Origin of the sequence: Aliikangiella coralliicola (assembly GCF_007004725.1) — a bacterium.
Lineage (GTDB): Bacteria > Pseudomonadota > Gammaproteobacteria > Enterobacterales > Kangiellaceae > Aliikangiella > Aliikangiella coralliicola.
This window is the reverse complement of sequence record NZ_ML660166.1, coordinates 494,138-510,727: the sequence shown is the minus strand read 5'-3', so window position 1 is coordinate 510,727 and position 16,590 is coordinate 494,138. Positions and strand designations below refer to the sequence as shown.

The following is a 16,590-nucleotide window of genomic DNA, read 5'->3' as shown; positions in this document are numbered from 1 at the left end:
AACAATTGAAAATCTTAATTGCTGATGATAATAGCGTTGAGCGGCTGATCCTGTCGAAGGTGCTTGAACAAGAAGGACATGAAGTTGTTCAAGCTGAGACCGGTAACCAGGCAATCGACTTTTTTTTCCGGCACTCTCCCTCCCTGGTATTTCTTGATATATTGATGCCCGACATCGATGGCTATGAAGTGGCGTCTGCAATTACTCGCGGAGAACAGTCTCGTTGGGTTCCTATTATATTTCTAACTTCCTTAACTGATGCTTACGATTTAGCCAAGTGTATTGATTGCGGTGGTGATGACTTTGTTTCCAAACCAATTAATCGAATTATTATCAAAGCCAAAGTTGACGCTTTTTCAAGAATTGCCAATCTTTATGAAACTATTGAACAACAAAAGTCAGAAATTCAATTTCACAATGATCATTTAATTCAGGAACAGGAAGCCGCAAAAAAAATCTTTAATAACATCGCTCACCGAGGATGTCTGGCTGCCGGTAACATCAATTACCATTTATCGCCGATGTCAATATTTAATGGTGATTTGATGTTAGCTGCTGAAACGCCGATGGGTGGAATGCGATTAATGTTGGCTGATTTTACCGGTCATGGTTTGCCGGCTGCGATTGGTGCCATGCCGACTTCAGAAATTTTTTATGGAATGACAAAAAAAGGCTTTGTTATTCCCGATGTGATGACGGAAATGAACACTCGCTTGCATTCGGTTTTGCCACGTGGTGTTTTTTGTTGTGTAGTTGTTGCTGACATCGATGCACTGGATGAGCGTATTACTATCTGGAATGCTGGTGCGCCGCAAGCTTACATAATCGACCTTGAGTCTGGCGATGTAGAACAAGTCCATTCCAATCATTTACCTTTAGGCGTTCAGTCACCGCAACGGTTCAAAGTCAATCCTCAAGTTTTCAGTTTTTCAAAAAAACACAAGTTGTTAGCTGTCACCGATGGAATCATTGAGTCGACTAATGAACAAGGCGAAATGTACGGCGAAGAAAGGATGCTGCATTTTATTCAAAATAATTTGAAAATTGATAACTTATGTAGTGCACTTATTGACCAAATCGTCGAGTTTACCCACGATGCTGAACAGGGCGATGATTTAAGCCTGATTGAAGTGGCTTTCCCACATCATCACCTGGAGCAACAGACAGCTGCAGACGATGATGAAGTTCACGCGCAAACTGGAACACTCGACTCCAATTTTAGTTTATGTTTACGCGGAAAGTCGCTCGGTAAATTCGACCCTATTCCACTTTTGCTACAAACTTTATTGGAATGTAGAGAGTTAACACCGCACCGTTCACGTATATTTACCGTTTTATCTGAACTCTACAACAACGCACTTGAGCATGGCGTGTTAGGGTTAGATTCTGAAATAAAAAGCGGCAGTGAAGGCTTTGCTAAATATTATCAAATGAGAACCGAAGGGCTGGTCTCGCTAAGAGAAGGCTTTGTCAAAGTGGAAGTTGATCATCGGCCATTAAAAGACGGTGGTGAGATAATATTTGAGTTTGTTGATAGTGGTAAAGGGTTTGATTTTAAGAAAGTGATTAAAAGTGGCAGTAAACACTATAGCGGCAGAGGTTTGCCACTGTTGATGAATTTGTGTGAATCGATAGAACATTTTGATGATGGGCGACGTATCAGAGCGGTTTATCGGTGGCATGCAAAAGATCCGGAAGACGAATCCTGATTAGGAGAAACCATTGTCCGCTGCTCTTGACCTTCAGATAATTGACGAGCTTAAGCTCATTATGGGCGATGACATTGGTATGTTGTTGGAAACATACTTTAGTGATAGTGTGATCAAAATTCAGGAACTTTCTGAGATTGCCGAGCGGAGTCATTCGGAAGTGACAGACGATAGTGATATTATTCGCAGAACTGCGCACAGCCTGAAAGGAAGTAGCAAAAATGTCGGTGCTAAAAACCTTGCTCAACTTTGTGAATTACTAGAAACGAATGCCCGTAATAATCAATTGGAAAACCTGTCAATTCAGGTTGAGGATATCACTCAGGCATTTGAGGTTTTTAAAATTGAAATTGGTCAATTATTATCATCATAATCTCTGAATGCGAAAAACTGGATTCACACTGATCGACTTGAGTTAGTTCGCACCAACGAAAACTTCCCAATTTATTGCGCTTGTTAATCCCACCAATTTTTCCCTGGGTAGTGGCACCGATAACGGCTTGTTTAAGAATCGGCGAATGTTTGGCATCAAGATTGCTTTATTGATTAAAGCTAACAGAACCTCGTTATTAACTTGAGTGAATGCCAATGAATTCATTTACATCAACCAGTATTCTCAATCTGTCACTTCTGTCTAATGGGTCAGAGAAAGGCCAAAATAATAGTTTAGGCGGAATTTTTTCCTTAGATATCAATAACAAACTGGCAGAAAATACAGAGTTAGAATTCGCAGAAATATTGAGTTCTTCTATTTTACCTGCTGAGAGTCTTTCTTTGCTTGGCCGCGGGAGTTTACATTCTATTGCTGAAGGCGGCGAAGCGGCGAATATTTCCGCTTTGCAGGGCAAGGTATTTCCGCCCGGAGATGGCGAGGGATTTACTAACGGAGTTTCGCTGACAGGCGGTGCATCCAAAATTAAGCATGGGCAGGTTGGTGTTGACCCAAGTCTTCTTGGAAAAGGCTTACTGGAAGAAACAGGGGCAGATAGCACAGGAAAAAACGCCACAGAAAAAAATATCGACGGTAAAAATATTATCGCAAATGGAAATTCGCTTTTAGATGGTTTGCAGAGTAAAACCGAAAAGGCGACGTTATCTGACCAGATGATATCTGCTAACGGCGTTAAACAGGCACTGCATGGTGACGATAAACTGATTAGACAAGGTACTAATTTGAATGCTAATGAAGAGTTGAAGATGAGGCATTCAAATATCGATAGCATTAAAGCTGGTCTGACTAATGGTGCGAAACTTTCAAAAGAAGAGAGTGTGGCTCAAGCAGAATTAACGCAAGTTTTTGGCAGTGATAAAACGGAAAAAAACAAACATTCTGTATCTCCTTTTACTGCTTCACTCAAACAAGAAAATCAAAAAGAGGGGCTGGCGCAAGCGTTGATAAAAGCTGGTGAGGGCAAACCTGGAGAAGTAAAAAATAGCGATGTGAAAGTCGTTGATTTTAAAAATGAGCTTTCAAATTCTAGCTTACATAAGGCTGACACATTTAAATTAGACAATAACCTGGAAGAACTGGCGTTTTTAAAAAACGAAAATCGAATTAATTCACTCTTTGCCGACAAACAAAACAGCGAACAAATGCTCGCTAACAAATTACTCAGAGCAGCCAGAACTGAGAACCATATTTTCAACCCGGCGAGTGTATCGCATAGTGCCAAAGTTGAGTCTCCTGCATTGATGCAGGAATTATCGCCAATATCACAACCAGCTGCGGAATTAAAAGCAGCCGAGCTACCTGTCACCCAAAAACTGCAGGCCGGATCTGAGTTTAATCAGGGATTAAATCTTAAAAAAGATTTTTCACCTAATCTGGCGATGAGAATTCAATGGATGTTTAAACAAGCCCTTTCAAGTGCGGAAATTATGATGGACCCGCCTGAAATGGGGCCATTGAGTGTCAAAGTGCAACAGCACAACGGCGAAACTAATATCATGTTTCAGGTTTCGAACGCGTCTACAAGGGAGGCGCTGGAAGAAAATCTGCCTAAATTAAAAGAAATGCTGCAGCAGCAAGGAATTAATATGGGAGAAGCTTCAGTGAAGCAAGATGGAACTGGTGATCAAAGTGATATGGCTGAGACCGATAAAGAGGGAAATGATGGGGGTGTGAATGGTGAAGGGGAGTCGGTTGCTGAGGAAGCTGTTACTGAGGAGGTTGGATTGGTGACGGATAAGTTAGTTGATGTTTATAGTTAGTTTTTTTAGGGCGGTTTCGCACCGCTTTGCTTGCGTGCGACCTTCTTTTTTCAAGAGCTAAAAAAGAAGGCAAAAAAGCCCGTGACGCTCGCGCTGAGCATGGATTGACAGTTGTGCTTGTTGTGAGTAAATCCAAACTCGTACCACTTTCGCTTGCTATTAGATTTACACACCAATTAATCAACTCATAAGTATGGGCAAGTAGTAGCGAGAACTAATTTCGAGACATCCTAACGATTATCTTACTAATCATTTCTATGCGACTACCTTGCAAGTACTTAGGTAGTCTCGAACTTAGTACATATTAATTGATTGCCAATCAGGATTCTTTTTGACAGGTGTTTAAATATAAAAGCGAACGAAAGAAGTCTGTGTTTGGGTAAAGTGAAAGCAAGAGACTCTGCTAATAAATGGCCCAGTGCAAACGTCAACGGCTTTTTTGCTTACTTTTGCAGCTGTTGGCAAAAGTAAGTCGCACGTAAGCAAAGCGGTGCGAAACAGCACTTAGAAAATAATCCCAATAACCAATTGATCAACAAAAAACGCCACAACAGAACCTTCTAACGCCAATACCCGTTAGAACTGATTAGTTTTTGACAACGCTATCATTAATATAGGATTATCTAACAATATCGCAAAATAAAATAAGTCGCCCAAAGAGCAAAACCAGACTCAAGGGACAAAGCATCGCGAATACAAACGGAAAACACCAGCAAAATTGCTTTGAGAAAAAATATCCAGAAAAAATTAAACCATTAAAGTCAAAACAGAGGGGAAAACTGTATGAAGCTAAAAACGAAAGTTTGGGTTATTAGCGTACTGACCTTTGTCGCCGTTATCACCATTATGCTCGTCGGCTTGTTTACCCTACGCTACACCAGCAGTCAGGACAACAAAGCCAGAGTATATCAACTATTAACCAGCACCTACTCAACAATCACCGAAATTGAAAACTATGCAGCCCAGGGGAAAATGAGTGAGCAAGAAGCCAAAGCACTTGCTACCCAAATTTTAAGAGAAAATAAATATCATAAAAGCGAATATGTTTATGTGGCAGATGAAAATATGAATTTCATTGCCGCTCCACTTGATCCTCAACTCCACAATACCAGTTTTCATGACTTTAAAGATGGCGATGGTAAAAGTGTCGGTAATATTATTTTAACAGCCGTTCAAAACCAGCCATCGGGTATTGTCGAGTATGCCTGGACCAAGAAAAAAAGTGATGGCTCAATCGAAGAAGTTTTATCCATAGTTCAGATCAGTGAAAGGTGGCGCTGGGTAGTGGGAACCGGCATTGGTTTTCATGAGGTCAATGCGAGATTCTGGTCAACAGCCCAATGGCAACTGATACTGTGCCTACTGATCTCAGCTGTTCTGTCGTTATGCGTTTTTTATACCGTCAGAAAACTTTTGCTGGATTTAGGCACCGAACCTACAGAGTTATTGAGGTTAACTCGCGAAGTAGCGTCTGGTAATTTCGACCACCAGACCGACGGTGAGTTCGATCGAAACAGCGTTTACGGATCGGTTTTGCGTATGCAAAGAGCACTCAAAGAAGTGCTGAACTCTCTATCAAACGCGACCATAAAATTACACGATGAAGTCCATTCTGCTGAAGAGCGCTCAACAAAAATTGAAAAGACATTTCAATCACAGTCCGAAGAAATTGATATGGTCGCAACTTCTATGACTGAAATGTCTTCTTCCGCAAATACCGTCTCAGATAGTGCGCAAGGGGCTGCCGAAGCCACTATACAAGCTGATGAAGACGGGCAAAAAGTTCAAACCATAATGTCAGAATCCGCGGCGGCAACTGAAGCGCTGGCAACCCAGATTGATTCTGCTGCGCAGGTTATCGGAGATTTGGGCCAGGACGTCGGCAGCATAGTTTCAGTGTTAGATGTTATTCGTGGCATTGCAGAGCAAACTAATTTATTGGCACTCAATGCAGCCATAGAAGCTGCCAGAGCCGGCGATCAAGGCAGAGGTTTTGCGGTGGTCGCAGACGAAGTTCGAAATTTAGCGAAACGCACTCAGGATAGTACCGCTGAAATTCAGCAAATGATCGAGAGATTACAAAGTGGCTCTCAAAATGCAATTAACTCGATGGAAACTGCCAAAAAATCCAGCTTTCAAACTGTAACCGGTGCGCGTGAAGCATCGGATGCATTGCAGCAGATAGCACAAGCTTTAACAACGATTACCGAAATGAATCATCAAATCGCAACCGCGGCGCAAGAACAAACCAAAGTGAGCGATGATATTTCCGAACGAATAAATTTGATTGCAACAGGATCACAGAACGCGGCAGCTTTAGCCCAGGATAATCGTAGAGCAACTGATCTGATATCTGAGCTAGCGACAGATCTGGAAAATCAGATTGGTAAACTCAAATTTAATTAGCTCAACAGGTAATATTGAAAAATTTGTAGTTGTTCAGACTTGATGTAATTGAAAAGCTAGTCTTATATTATTTATCCTATTGGGTTGTTTGTCATCGTTAAGAACGATTGACTACCTTGGTTAGCGATGTCATTAGCAAAGGTCAATTTTTAGAGTGGAGCTACTTATGAGTAACGAAGAAAAACACGCTGATCTGCTTTATGATTATATTAAATTTCATCTGGGCTTGTATATTTCAACGCCACCGGTCCTGGCCATAATTGCAACTGCTTTACATGTCGAAGAAATTGAAATATTTCAATTGAGCATGGTCGCATTGATCATCGTGTATTTTATTGCAGGTGTTCATGCGAGCCGAATGATTACCGACTATATTAATGTGGACTGGAAAGGTGAGAATAAATGGGCGGCGTTTAGCTTGCGAGCAAATTGTCGAGTCCGGCGTTTTTTCCAGCACTATTTATATTGGGTTGGATTGCTTATCGGGTTAGCTGGAATTCTATTTGCTAAAATTCAAGGTTCGTATTGAGCTTGGAGTGACACTCAATTCGAGATGATATCCGCTCATTTAATTTGTCCCATTTTTAACCATAAACGAGTGTTTGAGTTGCCAAATATCAGCATTGAACTTGGCGGTATTAATTAATGGCGACACAGATCCCTATTTGAATTTCTAATATTTTCATATCGATTAGGCCGAAAAATCCACAGGGTCAGATTTTTGGCTAATTATTTTGAATCCCTCACCAGCATCGCCATAATTTTGACTATACTAAGGTTGAAATACAAAGTGCGGAATCACGCTAATTCTTCTGATAATCAATAGGTTAGCTGCTTGTCTAAACATATCTCACGATTGGTATGTGTTTTGCAGTGTTAAGAATCATGCGTGCCGTGTATAGAGTTTAATAAAACAAACTGGAGTCAAAATGGCAAATGATGACCAAGATCTTGAACTAGATGTTGAAGACGGTGCCGGTGGAAGTTCGGGCGGAAGTAAGAAGTTTATTATTATTGGGGTGGTGGCAGTATTGTTAATAGGCGCAGGTGTTGGAGCCTTTTTAATGCTTGGCGGAGACGACAGCAAGTCAGATGCGAGTGCTGAAGAAGTCGAAGTTGAAGATAAAGAACCTGCACAATATGTTGGCGTACCGGAGGCTATCACCAGCAATATTCCTGGCAAAAGAAAAAGTCGAACGGTACAAATTAAAATGAGTTTTATGGTTCGTGGCGATGACGCCAGAATGACTGTAAAAAAACATATGCCTCAGCTAAAAAATGATGTCTTAATGTTAGTGAGTCAACAATCAGCTGATGAATTAAAAACGCCGGAAGGTCGACTTGCCTTGCAACAGAAGTCTTTGGAAACCGTGCAAGCAACCTTAACCGATCTGGTCGGCGAGCCGACAGTTGAAAAGGTTCTCTTTATTAGTTTTGTTATGCAGTGATTTTTTGTGTTGGTCGAAGTTTTTTAATTGATATTTTGAATACTTGTTTCTATCGAATGAATGATAATAAAGTTGAAATTTAAAATGATGGCATTAAAACGGCGATTTCAAAATGATGATGTACAAAAAGTTGAACGTGGATTGATATGTCTGATCTATTAAGCCAGGACGAAATTGACGCGTTACTCCACGGAGTTGACGACGGTGATATCGATGTTGAGGAGGAGTCGTTAGACCCTTCCGAAGCGCGCGCTTATGACTTTTCTTCTCAGGACCGAATTGTTCGTGGTCGAATGCCATCGTTGGAAATGGTCAACGAACGCTTCGCACGACACATGCGGATCAGCCTTTTTAACATGATGAGAAGAAGCGCTGAAATTTCCGTTAATGGCATTCAGATGATTAAGTTTAGTGAATATATTCATAGTCTGTTTGTGCCGACCAGTTTAAATATGGTCAAGATAAAGCCACTCAGAGGAACGGCATTATTTACGCTGGAAGCAAAATTAGTTTTTATTTTAGTGGACAACTTTTTCGGCGGTGACGGACGTTTTCACGCCAAAATCGAAGGTCGAGAATTTACACCAACCGAAAGAAGAATTATTCAATTATTGCTACAGCAGGCATTTGTTGATTTGCGCGAAGCCTGGTCACCGGTGATGAAGGTTGAGTTTGAGTATATGGACTCGGAGGTTAACCCCGCGCTGGCGACAATTGTTAGCCCCTCAGAAGTGGTTTGCGTTTGTAGTTTTAATATTGAACTTGATGGTGGCGGCGGAAATTTTCACGTTACCATGCCTTACTCGATGTTAGAACCGATACGCGACAAACTCGACGCCGGTATCCAGAGTGACAGAGATGATGTTGACGATCGTTGGACCGATGCGCTGCGTGAAGAAATTCTTACTGCAGAAGTCGAATTGAGTAGCCAACTGGTTGAAACCGAAGTGAGCTTGCGCGATGTGATGGCTTTTAAAGAGGGCGATATCATACCCGTCGATATGCCTGAACTGGTTACTTTGAGCGCGCAGGATACACCTTGCTTCAGAGCAAGATTTGGTACATCAAATGGCCATATGGCAGTAAAAATTGAAGAAGAAATTTCTCGCGAACATATTATGCGAACATTACTAGAGGAATAATTATGGCTGGTGACGACGATACCGACGATTGGGCCGACGCAATGAACGAGCAGGCTGCTGCAGAAGCGCAAGCTCAGGCGGCTAGTATGGAATCGCTCAAAGAAGAAGGAGAGGGGCTTAAAGATGTTGATACCGATAAGCTCGACGTTATTCTTGATATTCCTGTATCGCTTTCAATGGAAGTGGGGCGAACCCAGATTCCAATTCGAAGCCTGTTACAGTTAACCCAAGGTTCTGTGGTTGAACTGGATCGGTTAGCTGGAGAACCTTTGGATGTGATGGTTAATGGAACGATGATTGCGCACGGCGAAGTTGTCGTGGTTAACGAAAAATACGGGATACGATTAACTGATGTAATGAGCCCGGCTGAAAGAATACAAAAGTTAAAATAGTTAATGAGTCGTTTATGAAAAGCACCATGAAAAAAATACTAAACCAACAAGTGCTGCTCATCATCTGCTTGTCTTTTGCTTTGCCTGTTCAGGCAGCTGATAAATCTACTTCTAATGCCGTGACACCCGTTGAGAGTTTATTACCGATGCTAATGGGCCTGGGCGGTATATTGCTAGTGATTTTTATACTCGCTTTTTTATTGAAAAAGTTTAACAGCTTTAACATGGTTTCCAATCATATTCGGGTCATCGACTCACAAAATCTCGGCACTAAGGAAAAGCTGGTCATTGTCGATATTCAAGGGGAACAATATGTTTTAGGAGTGACGCCTAATAACATTAACCAGATTTGTCAGTTAGAGCAGCCTATCGAAAAGAAGCCTGCGAAAATTTCATTTGATAAATTAATGAAGCAGCTGCTTCATCCTCACACGCTGGTTGGCTCAGCAAAAAACGACACGACAAAAAATCAATCGGCTAGCGAGGCAAGCTAATGTTGAAGCTATTGCTAATCGCTTTCGGTTTATTCATTTCACCGGAGTTATTCGCTGACGCCGGCGTCCCTGTATTAACGGTTGAAACTAATCAATCAGGCAACCAGGAATATAGCATTACCCTGCAGGTTTTAGGGTTAATGACCTTACTGACCTTTCTGCCTGCGATAGTGATGATGATGACTTCTTTTATCCGCGTGACCGTCGTGTTTGCGATTTTGCGTCAGGCATTAGGAATGCAGCAAACACCGAGCAATCAAATTTTAATCGGCTTAAGTTTATTTCTTACCTTGTTTATTATGTCGCCGGTGATTGAGCAAGTTAACGAACAATCTATACAGCCCTATTTGAACGAGTCAATCAACGCGTCTCAGGCGCTTGAACAAGCACAGCTTCCTTTCAGTCAATTTATGCTGGGTCAAATTCGAGAGAGCGACCTGGTTTTGTTTATGGATTTGTCCGGCACTGAAAAATTGGAAGAGGGTGAAATGCCGCCATTCAAAGTGTTGGTGCCTGCTTTTATTATCAGCGAATTAAAAACGGCTTTTCAAATTGGCTTTCTATTATTTATTCCATTTCTCATTATTGACCTGGTAATCGCCAGTATATTGATGGCAATGGGGATGATGATGCTGTCTCCTTTGATTATCTCATTACCTTTTAAAATTATGTTGTTTGTTCTGGTTGACGGGTGGGCGTTGGTCGTGGGGACTTTAGCCAATAGTTTTTTGTAACAGGAGTGCATAACAATGGGACCGGAAGTTGTTGTAGAAGTTTTTCGAAACGCACTTTATGTCATTATTTTATTGGTGGCTGCGGTGATTGTTCCGGGGTTAATTGTTGGTTTGCTAGTCGCGGTTTTTCAGGCCGCAACCAGTATTAATGAGCAGACCTTATCATTTCTACCGAGGCTGCTGGTGACCCTGGCGACGATGATGTATTTAGCTAACTGGATTTTTGCGACTCTGGTTGGTTTTGCTAACGAACTATACCTTTCAATACCTGAGCTAATTGGTTAAGTGGTTTTATGATGTTGAGCCTCAACGCCGAACAGATATTGTCTTTTTTAGCCGTTTATATGTTGCCGTTTGCGCGTTTATCCGGGCTATTAATGACTTTGTCAGTAATTGGTTCTCGCAATTTTTCCGCGAGGTTTCGACTACTGCTCGCGTTATCAATCACTATTCTGGTGGCCCCTGTATTGCCGCCGACAGAGCCGATTAAACTATTCACCGCACAAAGTTTTATCCTGGTGATCGAACAAACATTAATCGGCGTGGTTATCGGATTTGTATCGAGGCTTTTACTGGAAACTTTTGTGGTCGGGGCACAAATAGTGGCAATGCAATCAGGCTTAGGTTTTGCCTCTTTAGTTGATCCTGCTAACGGCACTAGCGTTCCCGCTCTGGGGCAGTTTTTTTTGATGCTAACCACGTTACTGTTTTTGGCCTTTGACGGCCATTTACTCATGATTCGACTGGTGGTTGAAAGCTTTTATGTGTTGCCTATTGGCGCTGATACGGGGATAACTATTTTTGAAATGTTTTACAAAATAGTCATCTGGGCCAAGTGGGTATTTGCGACTGCCTTATTGATGGCATTGGTGAGTATCGCGTCATTGCTCATTGTGAATATTTCATTCGGTGTGATGACCAGAGCTGCGCCACAGATTAATGTATTTGCGGTCGGTTTTCCGTTGACGATGGTGTCAGGATTAATTTTAGTGTGGTTAACGCTGTCGTATTTTTTACCGCATTTTGAAGGACAACTAGCCAGAGCGAGTGTGCTGGTATGTGATCTGGTTGGCTTGGAGTGTTAACAATGTATTCTGGTAAATTCCTGAAACTTAGTGCGTTAACAAAAATAGAAATTCACTCAATTAAGTTAAGCGACTTGATGGTAATTGTCGCTGATAATGGCTGGAGCTGATAATGGCTGAAACAGATTCCGGTGAACGATCCGAACAGGCGACCCCCAAGCGGCTAAAGGAAGCGCGCGAAAAAGGGCAGGTTGCACGTTCACGAGAATTAACCACGGCAATGTTGCTGATGATGGCATCGGTTTCGCTGTATAGTTTTTCTTCCAGTATGGGAACCGGTTTTGCAAACGTGGCCACTCGTGCTTTTTCGCCTGATCGAAAAAATATTTTTACGTCCAATCAAATGATTGCTTCCCTTGGTGAATTGTTAGGGGATGTGCTGCTATCGGTTGCGCCTTTTTTTCTCTTATTATTTTCAATTGCATTGCTCTCTCCGTTACTGACCGGCGGGTTGGCATTCAGCTCAAAAGCGATGGCGCCTAAAGCTAATCGAATGTCACCGGCTAAAGGTTTTAAGCGAATGTTTGGCATGCACGCGCTGATGGAATTGGTTAAAGCATTAGCGAAAGTTTCAGTGGTTTTTCTGGTTGGCTACCTGGTAATTATTCAAGTTTTTCCAGAGTTGATTCAATTAGGACAGGGAGAAGCGGAGGCTGGAATTGGCCGCGCAATGGATCTGGTGACTCGCAGTTTCTTTTTAATATCTTTGTCGTTGCTGGTCATTGCTTTGATCGATGTGCCTTACCAAATCTGGAATCATGCCAAACAACTTAAGATGACCAAACAGGAAGTTAAAGATGAATTTAAAGACACCGAAGGAAAACCTGAGGTCAAAGGGAAAATTCGCCAGATGCAACGAGAGTTGGCGCAGAGCCGAATGATGGAAGCGATTCCTGATGCTGATGTGGTGGTAACCAATCCTGAGCATTACTCGGTGGCATTAAAATACGATGCGATCCGTTCGAGCGCGCCAATTGTTGTTGCCAAAGGTGTTGATGTCATTGCTATGCAGATCCGCAAGGTAGCAATTGCTAACGATGTCGCTATTTTGCCAGTACCGCCGCTTGCCAGAGCGCTCTATCACACCACTGAAATCGATCAGGAAGTTCCTCACGGACTTTACCTGGCTGTGGCGCAAGTGCTGGCTTATATTTTTCAGATGAAAAGTTACCGACAAGGGAAAGGTCTACGGCCAAAAGAGCTGGATGAACTGCCGATCCCGGATGAATTGAAATACTGAATAAGCGTAGTGAAATAGGAATTATGAATTAGGCGTTATGAATGAGTAATTCATAATTGTTAATTAAAAAAGTAGCAGGGTTAAGAGTGAAACTATGGCTGAACTAGCAGGGCAAAAATTTTCAGCAAGCAACATTTCAGGGTTGGGAACGCCGGTCCTTTTGTTGGTGTTATTGGCAATGATGATTTTGCCGATGCCGACTTTTTTGCTGGATATTTTGTTTACTTTTAACATTTCGTTGGCACTGATTGTTTTACTTGCAACGGTTTATGCCAACCGACCTTTAGATTTCGCCGTTTTTCCAACTATCCTACTGGTGACCACATTAATGCGGTTGGCATTGAATGTAGCTTCTACTCGCGTAGTGCTGATTAACGGTCACACCGGCCCCGGTGCTGCAGGTAGCGTGATTGAGTCCTTTGGTTCGGTAGTCATTGGCGGAAATTACGCGGTCGGTTTAGTGGTTTTTGCCATTTTGGTCATTATTAACTTTGTGGTGGTGACAAAAGGGGCGGGGCGTATATCGGAAGTGAGCGCTCGTTTTACTCTGGACGCAATGCCAGGTAAGCAAATGGCGATTGATGCCGATCTAAACGCTGGATTGCTTACTCAAGAAGAAGCCAGGGAAAGAAGGAAAGAGGTTGCCGAGGAAGCTGATTTTTACGGTGCGATGGATGGTGCGTCAAAATTTGTACGTGGTGATGCTGTCGCCGGATTGCTCATTCTTTTCATCAACATTTTAGGCGGCGTTTCTATTGGTATGGCGCAGCATGGTCTGGATTTTTCTACCGCCATGCAATTCTACGCTTTGCTAACCATTGGAGATGGGTTGGTCGCTCAGATCCCGGCACTCCTACTATCAACTTCAGCGGCGATTATGGTCACTCGCCAAAATGCAGCGCAAAATATGGGTGAGCAACTGGTGGTCCAATTGGTCAGAAACCCGCGTGCTCTATACGTGACCAGCGGTGTTTTGGCGATTATCGGTATTATTCCCGGTATGCCCCATGTCGCCTTTTTGTTATTAGCCCTTGCCGCTGGCAGTATGGGTTATATGATTCAGGAAAAAATACGCCAACACCAGGTTGAAGAAGAACAACAGGAGCTGCAGACCATCGAATCACCTGAACCCCCGCCGGTCAAAGAGTTGAGCTGGGAAGATGTTCCACCGGTTGATCAGATCGGGCTGGAAGTCGGCTACCGGCTAATCCCGATGGTCGACCCCGCGCAAGACGGTAAGTTGATGGGGCGTATTAAAGGGGTGCGCAAGAAGATATCCCAAGAACTAGGTTTTCTGATTTCGCCGGTGCATATTCGCGATAACCTGGACCTTTCCCCCAATGCCTACCGAATTGCAATTTTAGGTGCGACCGTCGGCGAGGCAGAGGTATACCCCGACAAAGAAATGGCGATTAATCCCGGCCAGGTATTCGGTAATCTGCAGGGCATTGAAACTAAAGATCCTGCATTTGGTCTCGATGCTGTGTGGATTGACAGCGATCAAAAAGACAATGCACAAGCACTTGGTTACACCGTGGTTGATGCCAGTACTGTGATAGCAACCCATCTGAGTCACTTAATTCAAAACCATTCCGCTGAACTATTCGGCCATGAAGAAGCTGAGCAGCTATTGAAAGGGCTGGCAAAGTCCGCGCCTAAACTGGCCGAAACATTGGTTCCAGATTGTGTCAACCTGGGAACTCTTGTCAAAGTGCTACAAAACTTACTGTTGGAACAGGTTCCCATTAAAGACATGCGAACGATAGCCGAAACTTTGGCGGAGTTTTCCAGCCGGAGTCAAGATCCCGCCGTTTTAACCGCGGCAGTCAGAGTCGCGTTGAGTCGGTTAATTATTCAGAATATCAATGGTTTACAGCCTGAGATACCGGTAGTAACCCTGGCACCCGAACTGGAACAAATATTGCAGCAGACCTTAGTAACCGGTGGTGGCGATGCGGTAGGGATTGAACCTGGTTTAGCGGACCGAATTCAATCTTCCCTCAAAGGGTTGGTAGCGCAACAAGAAGCGGCAGGGCAACCGGCGATACTTTTAACTGCGCCTGCAATTCGACCATCATTGGCAAAGTTTGCTCGATTTGGAATAAAGGGATTGCATGTATTGAGTTATCAGGAAATCCCCGACAATAAACAAATTAAGGTGATTGCAACGGTCGGCAATTCAGGCTAACCGAATCGAAGGGCTGAACTGGGTGACGATATTACTGGATTGTTTCACTTAATCATGGTGAGTGTTTGAGAGAGAGTCTTTGAATGAAAATCAGAAGGTTTTACGGTAGCAATATTCGAATAGCATTACGCGAAGTGGTTGAAGAATTTGGTGAAGATGCGGCTATTTTGTCGAATAAGAAAGTTGCCGGTGGTGTGGAGGTGATTGCGGCTCTCGATTATGACGAGTCTTTGACGCCCGCCGCTATGCAATCGTCAATGGAAGCGACTGAATCGGCTTCTAAGTCTAAATCTGAGTCTTTTGAGCAAATGGCGCTGGCACCTGGATCTGAGAGTGCAGAAACAGGTCATTCTGAGCCTAAAGATATAGGGGGAGAAAATAGACCGTCACTGTCCAGTTTATTAAATGGCAAGCACACCAACCCAACCCAGGTTGATAAGTCGACAATTCAGTCTTTGCGAGCAGAAACTCAAATTGAGGCTGAGCCCGCGCAATCGGCAGAGCAAATTAGTTCACCTTTCTACAACGAGCAAACATCGCCAGGAAAACTGGAATGGTCGTTAGATCCCAGTTTGCAAGCGATGAAGGAAGAGTTGGGGTTAATGCGGGTGATGATGTCAGAACAACTCAAAGGAATTGCCTGGAATCGATTTGCCGAAAAAGACCCTATGAGCGCAATGGTAATGCGTCGGTTATCTGCGCTGGGACTAACCAACGAAGTCGTCAATTCGTTGCTGCCCTATGTTAACACCAAGCTAGACAGCGAATGTGCCTGGCAACAAGTATTGGCGGTGATGGCAAAGTCGTTACCGGTTGCGAATAATGAGTTGATTGAAAATGGTGGCATTTATGCTTTTATGGGGCCGACAGGAGTCGGTAAAACCACAACCATTGCTAAGCTAGCAGCGCGTTTTGTGATTAAACATGGCGCAGATTCTGTGGCCTTGATTACGACAGATAATTATCGGATTTCTGCCTATGAACAGCTTGCGACATTTGGCCGATTATTGAAGTTACCCTGCGCAAAAATAAATGAACAAACGCCATTAGAAAACTTGCTGAAAAAATTTGCGGATAAAAAGCTGATTCTTATTGATACGGCCGGTATGAGCTCAGAAGATCCACAATTGATGGGACAATTTGAAGAAATTGTTGCCAGTCGTAAACCGATTCGAAAATTATTATTAATGTCTGCTGCCTGTCAAGAAGCTGTGCTGCTACAATCGATGGCTTTATTTTCCAGATTTTCGCCCGATGCAGTGGTGATTACCAAGTTGGATGAAGCGGTGAGTTTAGGCGAAGTTATCAGCGTTATTTTAAAACATCTGGTCCCAGTGCTGTATACTACCGATGGTCAGCGCATTCCTGAAGATATCCGAGTGGCGAGAAGCCATCATTTAGTATCAAAAGCGGTCTGGTTGGCTAATAAATATACTCGTTCAACCGATGAATGGAATCTGGCACAAAATGTTCAGCAGGTTAAGGCCGGTTGACCATTTAAAAATGGATAGGATTTTTGCCAGAGCAGGTGCTTTGTTTCA

The 16,590-nt window shown here is 43.0% G+C and carries 15 protein-coding genes; all 15 read left to right on the top strand.

Features of this window, described 5'->3' with window-relative positions; all coding sequences use genetic code 11:
• The first annotated feature begins 5 nt into the window (after positions 1-5).
• Positions 6-1,709, top strand: a complete 1,704-nt coding sequence (locus FLL46_RS17615) for an ATP-binding SpoIIE family protein phosphatase (RefSeq protein ID WP_142932635.1) — start codon at positions 6-8, stop codon at positions 1,707-1,709.
• 13 nt (positions 1,710-1,722) lie between these two features.
• Entirely contained in the window at positions 1,723-2,082 is a 360-nt protein-coding gene (locus FLL46_RS17610) for an Hpt domain-containing protein (protein WP_142932634.1), read from the top strand.
• A 215-nt stretch (positions 2,083-2,297) separates the two neighbouring features.
• Complete coding sequence (locus FLL46_RS17605; RefSeq protein WP_168204211.1) at positions 2,298-3,920, top strand: flagellar hook-length control protein FliK; 1,623 nt, start codon at positions 2,298-2,300, stop codon at positions 3,918-3,920.
• A 783-nt stretch (positions 3,921-4,703) separates the two neighbouring features.
• Positions 4,704-6,326 carry a methyl-accepting chemotaxis protein gene (locus FLL46_RS17600; protein WP_142932632.1) on the top strand — a complete coding sequence of 541 codons (1,623 nt, stop codon included), beginning with the start codon at positions 4,704-4,706 and terminating at the stop codon, positions 6,324-6,326.
• Between the two features lie 166 nt (positions 6,327-6,492).
• Positions 6,493-6,855 (top strand): hypothetical protein, encoded by a 363-nt coding sequence (locus tag FLL46_RS17595; protein ID WP_142932631.1) that lies wholly within the window; start codon positions 6,493-6,495, stop codon positions 6,853-6,855.
• Positions 6,856-7,255: 400 nt separating this feature from the next.
• Complete coding sequence (locus FLL46_RS17590; RefSeq protein ID WP_142932630.1) at positions 7,256-7,774, top strand: flagellar basal body-associated FliL family protein; 519 nt, start codon at positions 7,256-7,258, stop codon at positions 7,772-7,774.
• Between the two features lie 146 nt (positions 7,775-7,920).
• The gene (fliM, locus tag FLL46_RS17585) at positions 7,921-8,916 is read left to right on the top strand and encodes a flagellar motor switch protein FliM (RefSeq protein ID WP_142932629.1); all 996 of its coding nucleotides are present in this window, start codon (positions 7,921-7,923) and stop codon (positions 8,914-8,916) included.
• A 2-nt stretch (positions 8,917-8,918) separates the two neighbouring features.
• Positions 8,919-9,308 carry a flagellar motor switch protein FliN gene (gene fliN / locus FLL46_RS17580; RefSeq protein ID WP_142932628.1) on the top strand — a complete coding sequence of 130 codons (390 nt, stop codon included), beginning with the start codon at positions 8,919-8,921 and terminating at the stop codon, positions 9,306-9,308.
• Positions 9,309-9,334: 26 nt separating this feature from the next.
• Positions 9,335-9,802: a flagellar biosynthetic protein FliO gene (gene fliO / locus FLL46_RS17575; protein ID WP_168204210.1), complete on the top strand. Its 468-nt coding sequence runs from the start codon at positions 9,335-9,337 to the stop codon at positions 9,800-9,802.
• Complete coding sequence (gene fliP / locus FLL46_RS17570) at positions 9,802-10,536, top strand: flagellar type III secretion system pore protein FliP (protein ID WP_142932626.1); 735 nt, start codon at positions 9,802-9,804, stop codon at positions 10,534-10,536. Before fliO ends, fliP begins: the two co-directional genes overlap by 1 nt.
• Before the next feature lie 15 nt (positions 10,537-10,551).
• Positions 10,552-10,821, top strand: coding sequence for a flagellar biosynthetic protein FliQ (locus FLL46_RS17565; RefSeq protein WP_142932625.1), 270 nt, complete (start codon positions 10,552-10,554; stop codon positions 10,819-10,821).
• Between the two features lie 8 nt (positions 10,822-10,829).
• Entirely contained in the window at positions 10,830-11,621 is a 792-nt protein-coding gene (gene fliR / locus FLL46_RS17560) for a flagellar biosynthetic protein FliR (RefSeq protein ID WP_210418736.1), read from the top strand.
• 112 nt (positions 11,622-11,733) lie between these two features.
• Entirely contained in the window at positions 11,734-12,861 is a 1,128-nt protein-coding gene (gene flhB / locus FLL46_RS17555; RefSeq protein ID WP_142932624.1) for a flagellar biosynthesis protein FlhB, read from the top strand.
• Between the two features lie 94 nt (positions 12,862-12,955).
• Positions 12,956-15,049 (top strand): flagellar biosynthesis protein FlhA, encoded by a 2,094-nt coding sequence (gene flhA, locus FLL46_RS17550; protein ID WP_142932623.1) that lies wholly within the window; start codon positions 12,956-12,958, stop codon positions 15,047-15,049.
• 83 nt (positions 15,050-15,132) lie between these two features.
• Positions 15,133-16,542 carry a flagellar biosynthesis GTPase FlhF gene (flhF, locus tag FLL46_RS17545; RefSeq protein ID WP_142932622.1) on the top strand — a complete coding sequence of 470 codons (1,410 nt, stop codon included), beginning with the start codon at positions 15,133-15,135 and terminating at the stop codon, positions 16,540-16,542.
• The last annotated feature ends 48 nt before the right edge of the window (positions 16,543-16,590 follow it).

What these genes read in the sequence shown, in the direction of transcription:
- FLL46_RS17605 (WP_168204211.1), top strand. Translation starts at nt 2,298, where the DNA reads ATGAATTCATTTACATCAACCAGTATTCTCAATCTGTCACTTCTGTCT.
- FLL46_RS17600 (WP_142932632.1), top strand. Translation starts at nt 4,704, where the DNA reads ATGAAGCTAAAAACGAAAGTTTGGGTTATTAGCGTACTGACCTTTGTC.
- FLL46_RS17595 (WP_142932631.1), top strand. Translation starts at nt 6,493, where the DNA reads ATGAGTAACGAAGAAAAACACGCTGATCTGCTTTATGATTATATTAAA.
- FLL46_RS17590 (WP_142932630.1), top strand. Translation starts at nt 7,256, where the DNA reads ATGGCAAATGATGACCAAGATCTTGAACTAGATGTTGAAGACGGTGCC.
- fliM (WP_142932629.1), top strand. Translation starts at nt 7,921, where the DNA reads ATGTCTGATCTATTAAGCCAGGACGAAATTGACGCGTTACTCCACGGA.
- fliN (WP_142932628.1), top strand. Translation starts at nt 8,919, where the DNA reads ATGGCTGGTGACGACGATACCGACGATTGGGCCGACGCAATGAACGAG.
- fliO (WP_168204210.1), top strand. Translation starts at nt 9,335, where the DNA reads ATGAAAAAAATACTAAACCAACAAGTGCTGCTCATCATCTGCTTGTCT.
- fliP (WP_142932626.1), top strand. Translation starts at nt 9,802, where the DNA reads ATGTTGAAGCTATTGCTAATCGCTTTCGGTTTATTCATTTCACCGGAG.
- FLL46_RS17565 (WP_142932625.1), top strand. Translation starts at nt 10,552, where the DNA reads ATGGGACCGGAAGTTGTTGTAGAAGTTTTTCGAAACGCACTTTATGTC.
- fliR (WP_210418736.1), top strand. Translation starts at nt 10,830, where the DNA reads ATGATGTTGAGCCTCAACGCCGAACAGATATTGTCTTTTTTAGCCGTT.
- flhB (WP_142932624.1), top strand. Translation starts at nt 11,734, where the DNA reads ATGGCTGAAACAGATTCCGGTGAACGATCCGAACAGGCGACCCCCAAG.
- flhA (WP_142932623.1), top strand. Translation starts at nt 12,956, where the DNA reads ATGGCTGAACTAGCAGGGCAAAAATTTTCAGCAAGCAACATTTCAGGG.
- flhF (WP_142932622.1), top strand. Translation starts at nt 15,133, where the DNA reads ATGAAAATCAGAAGGTTTTACGGTAGCAATATTCGAATAGCATTACGC.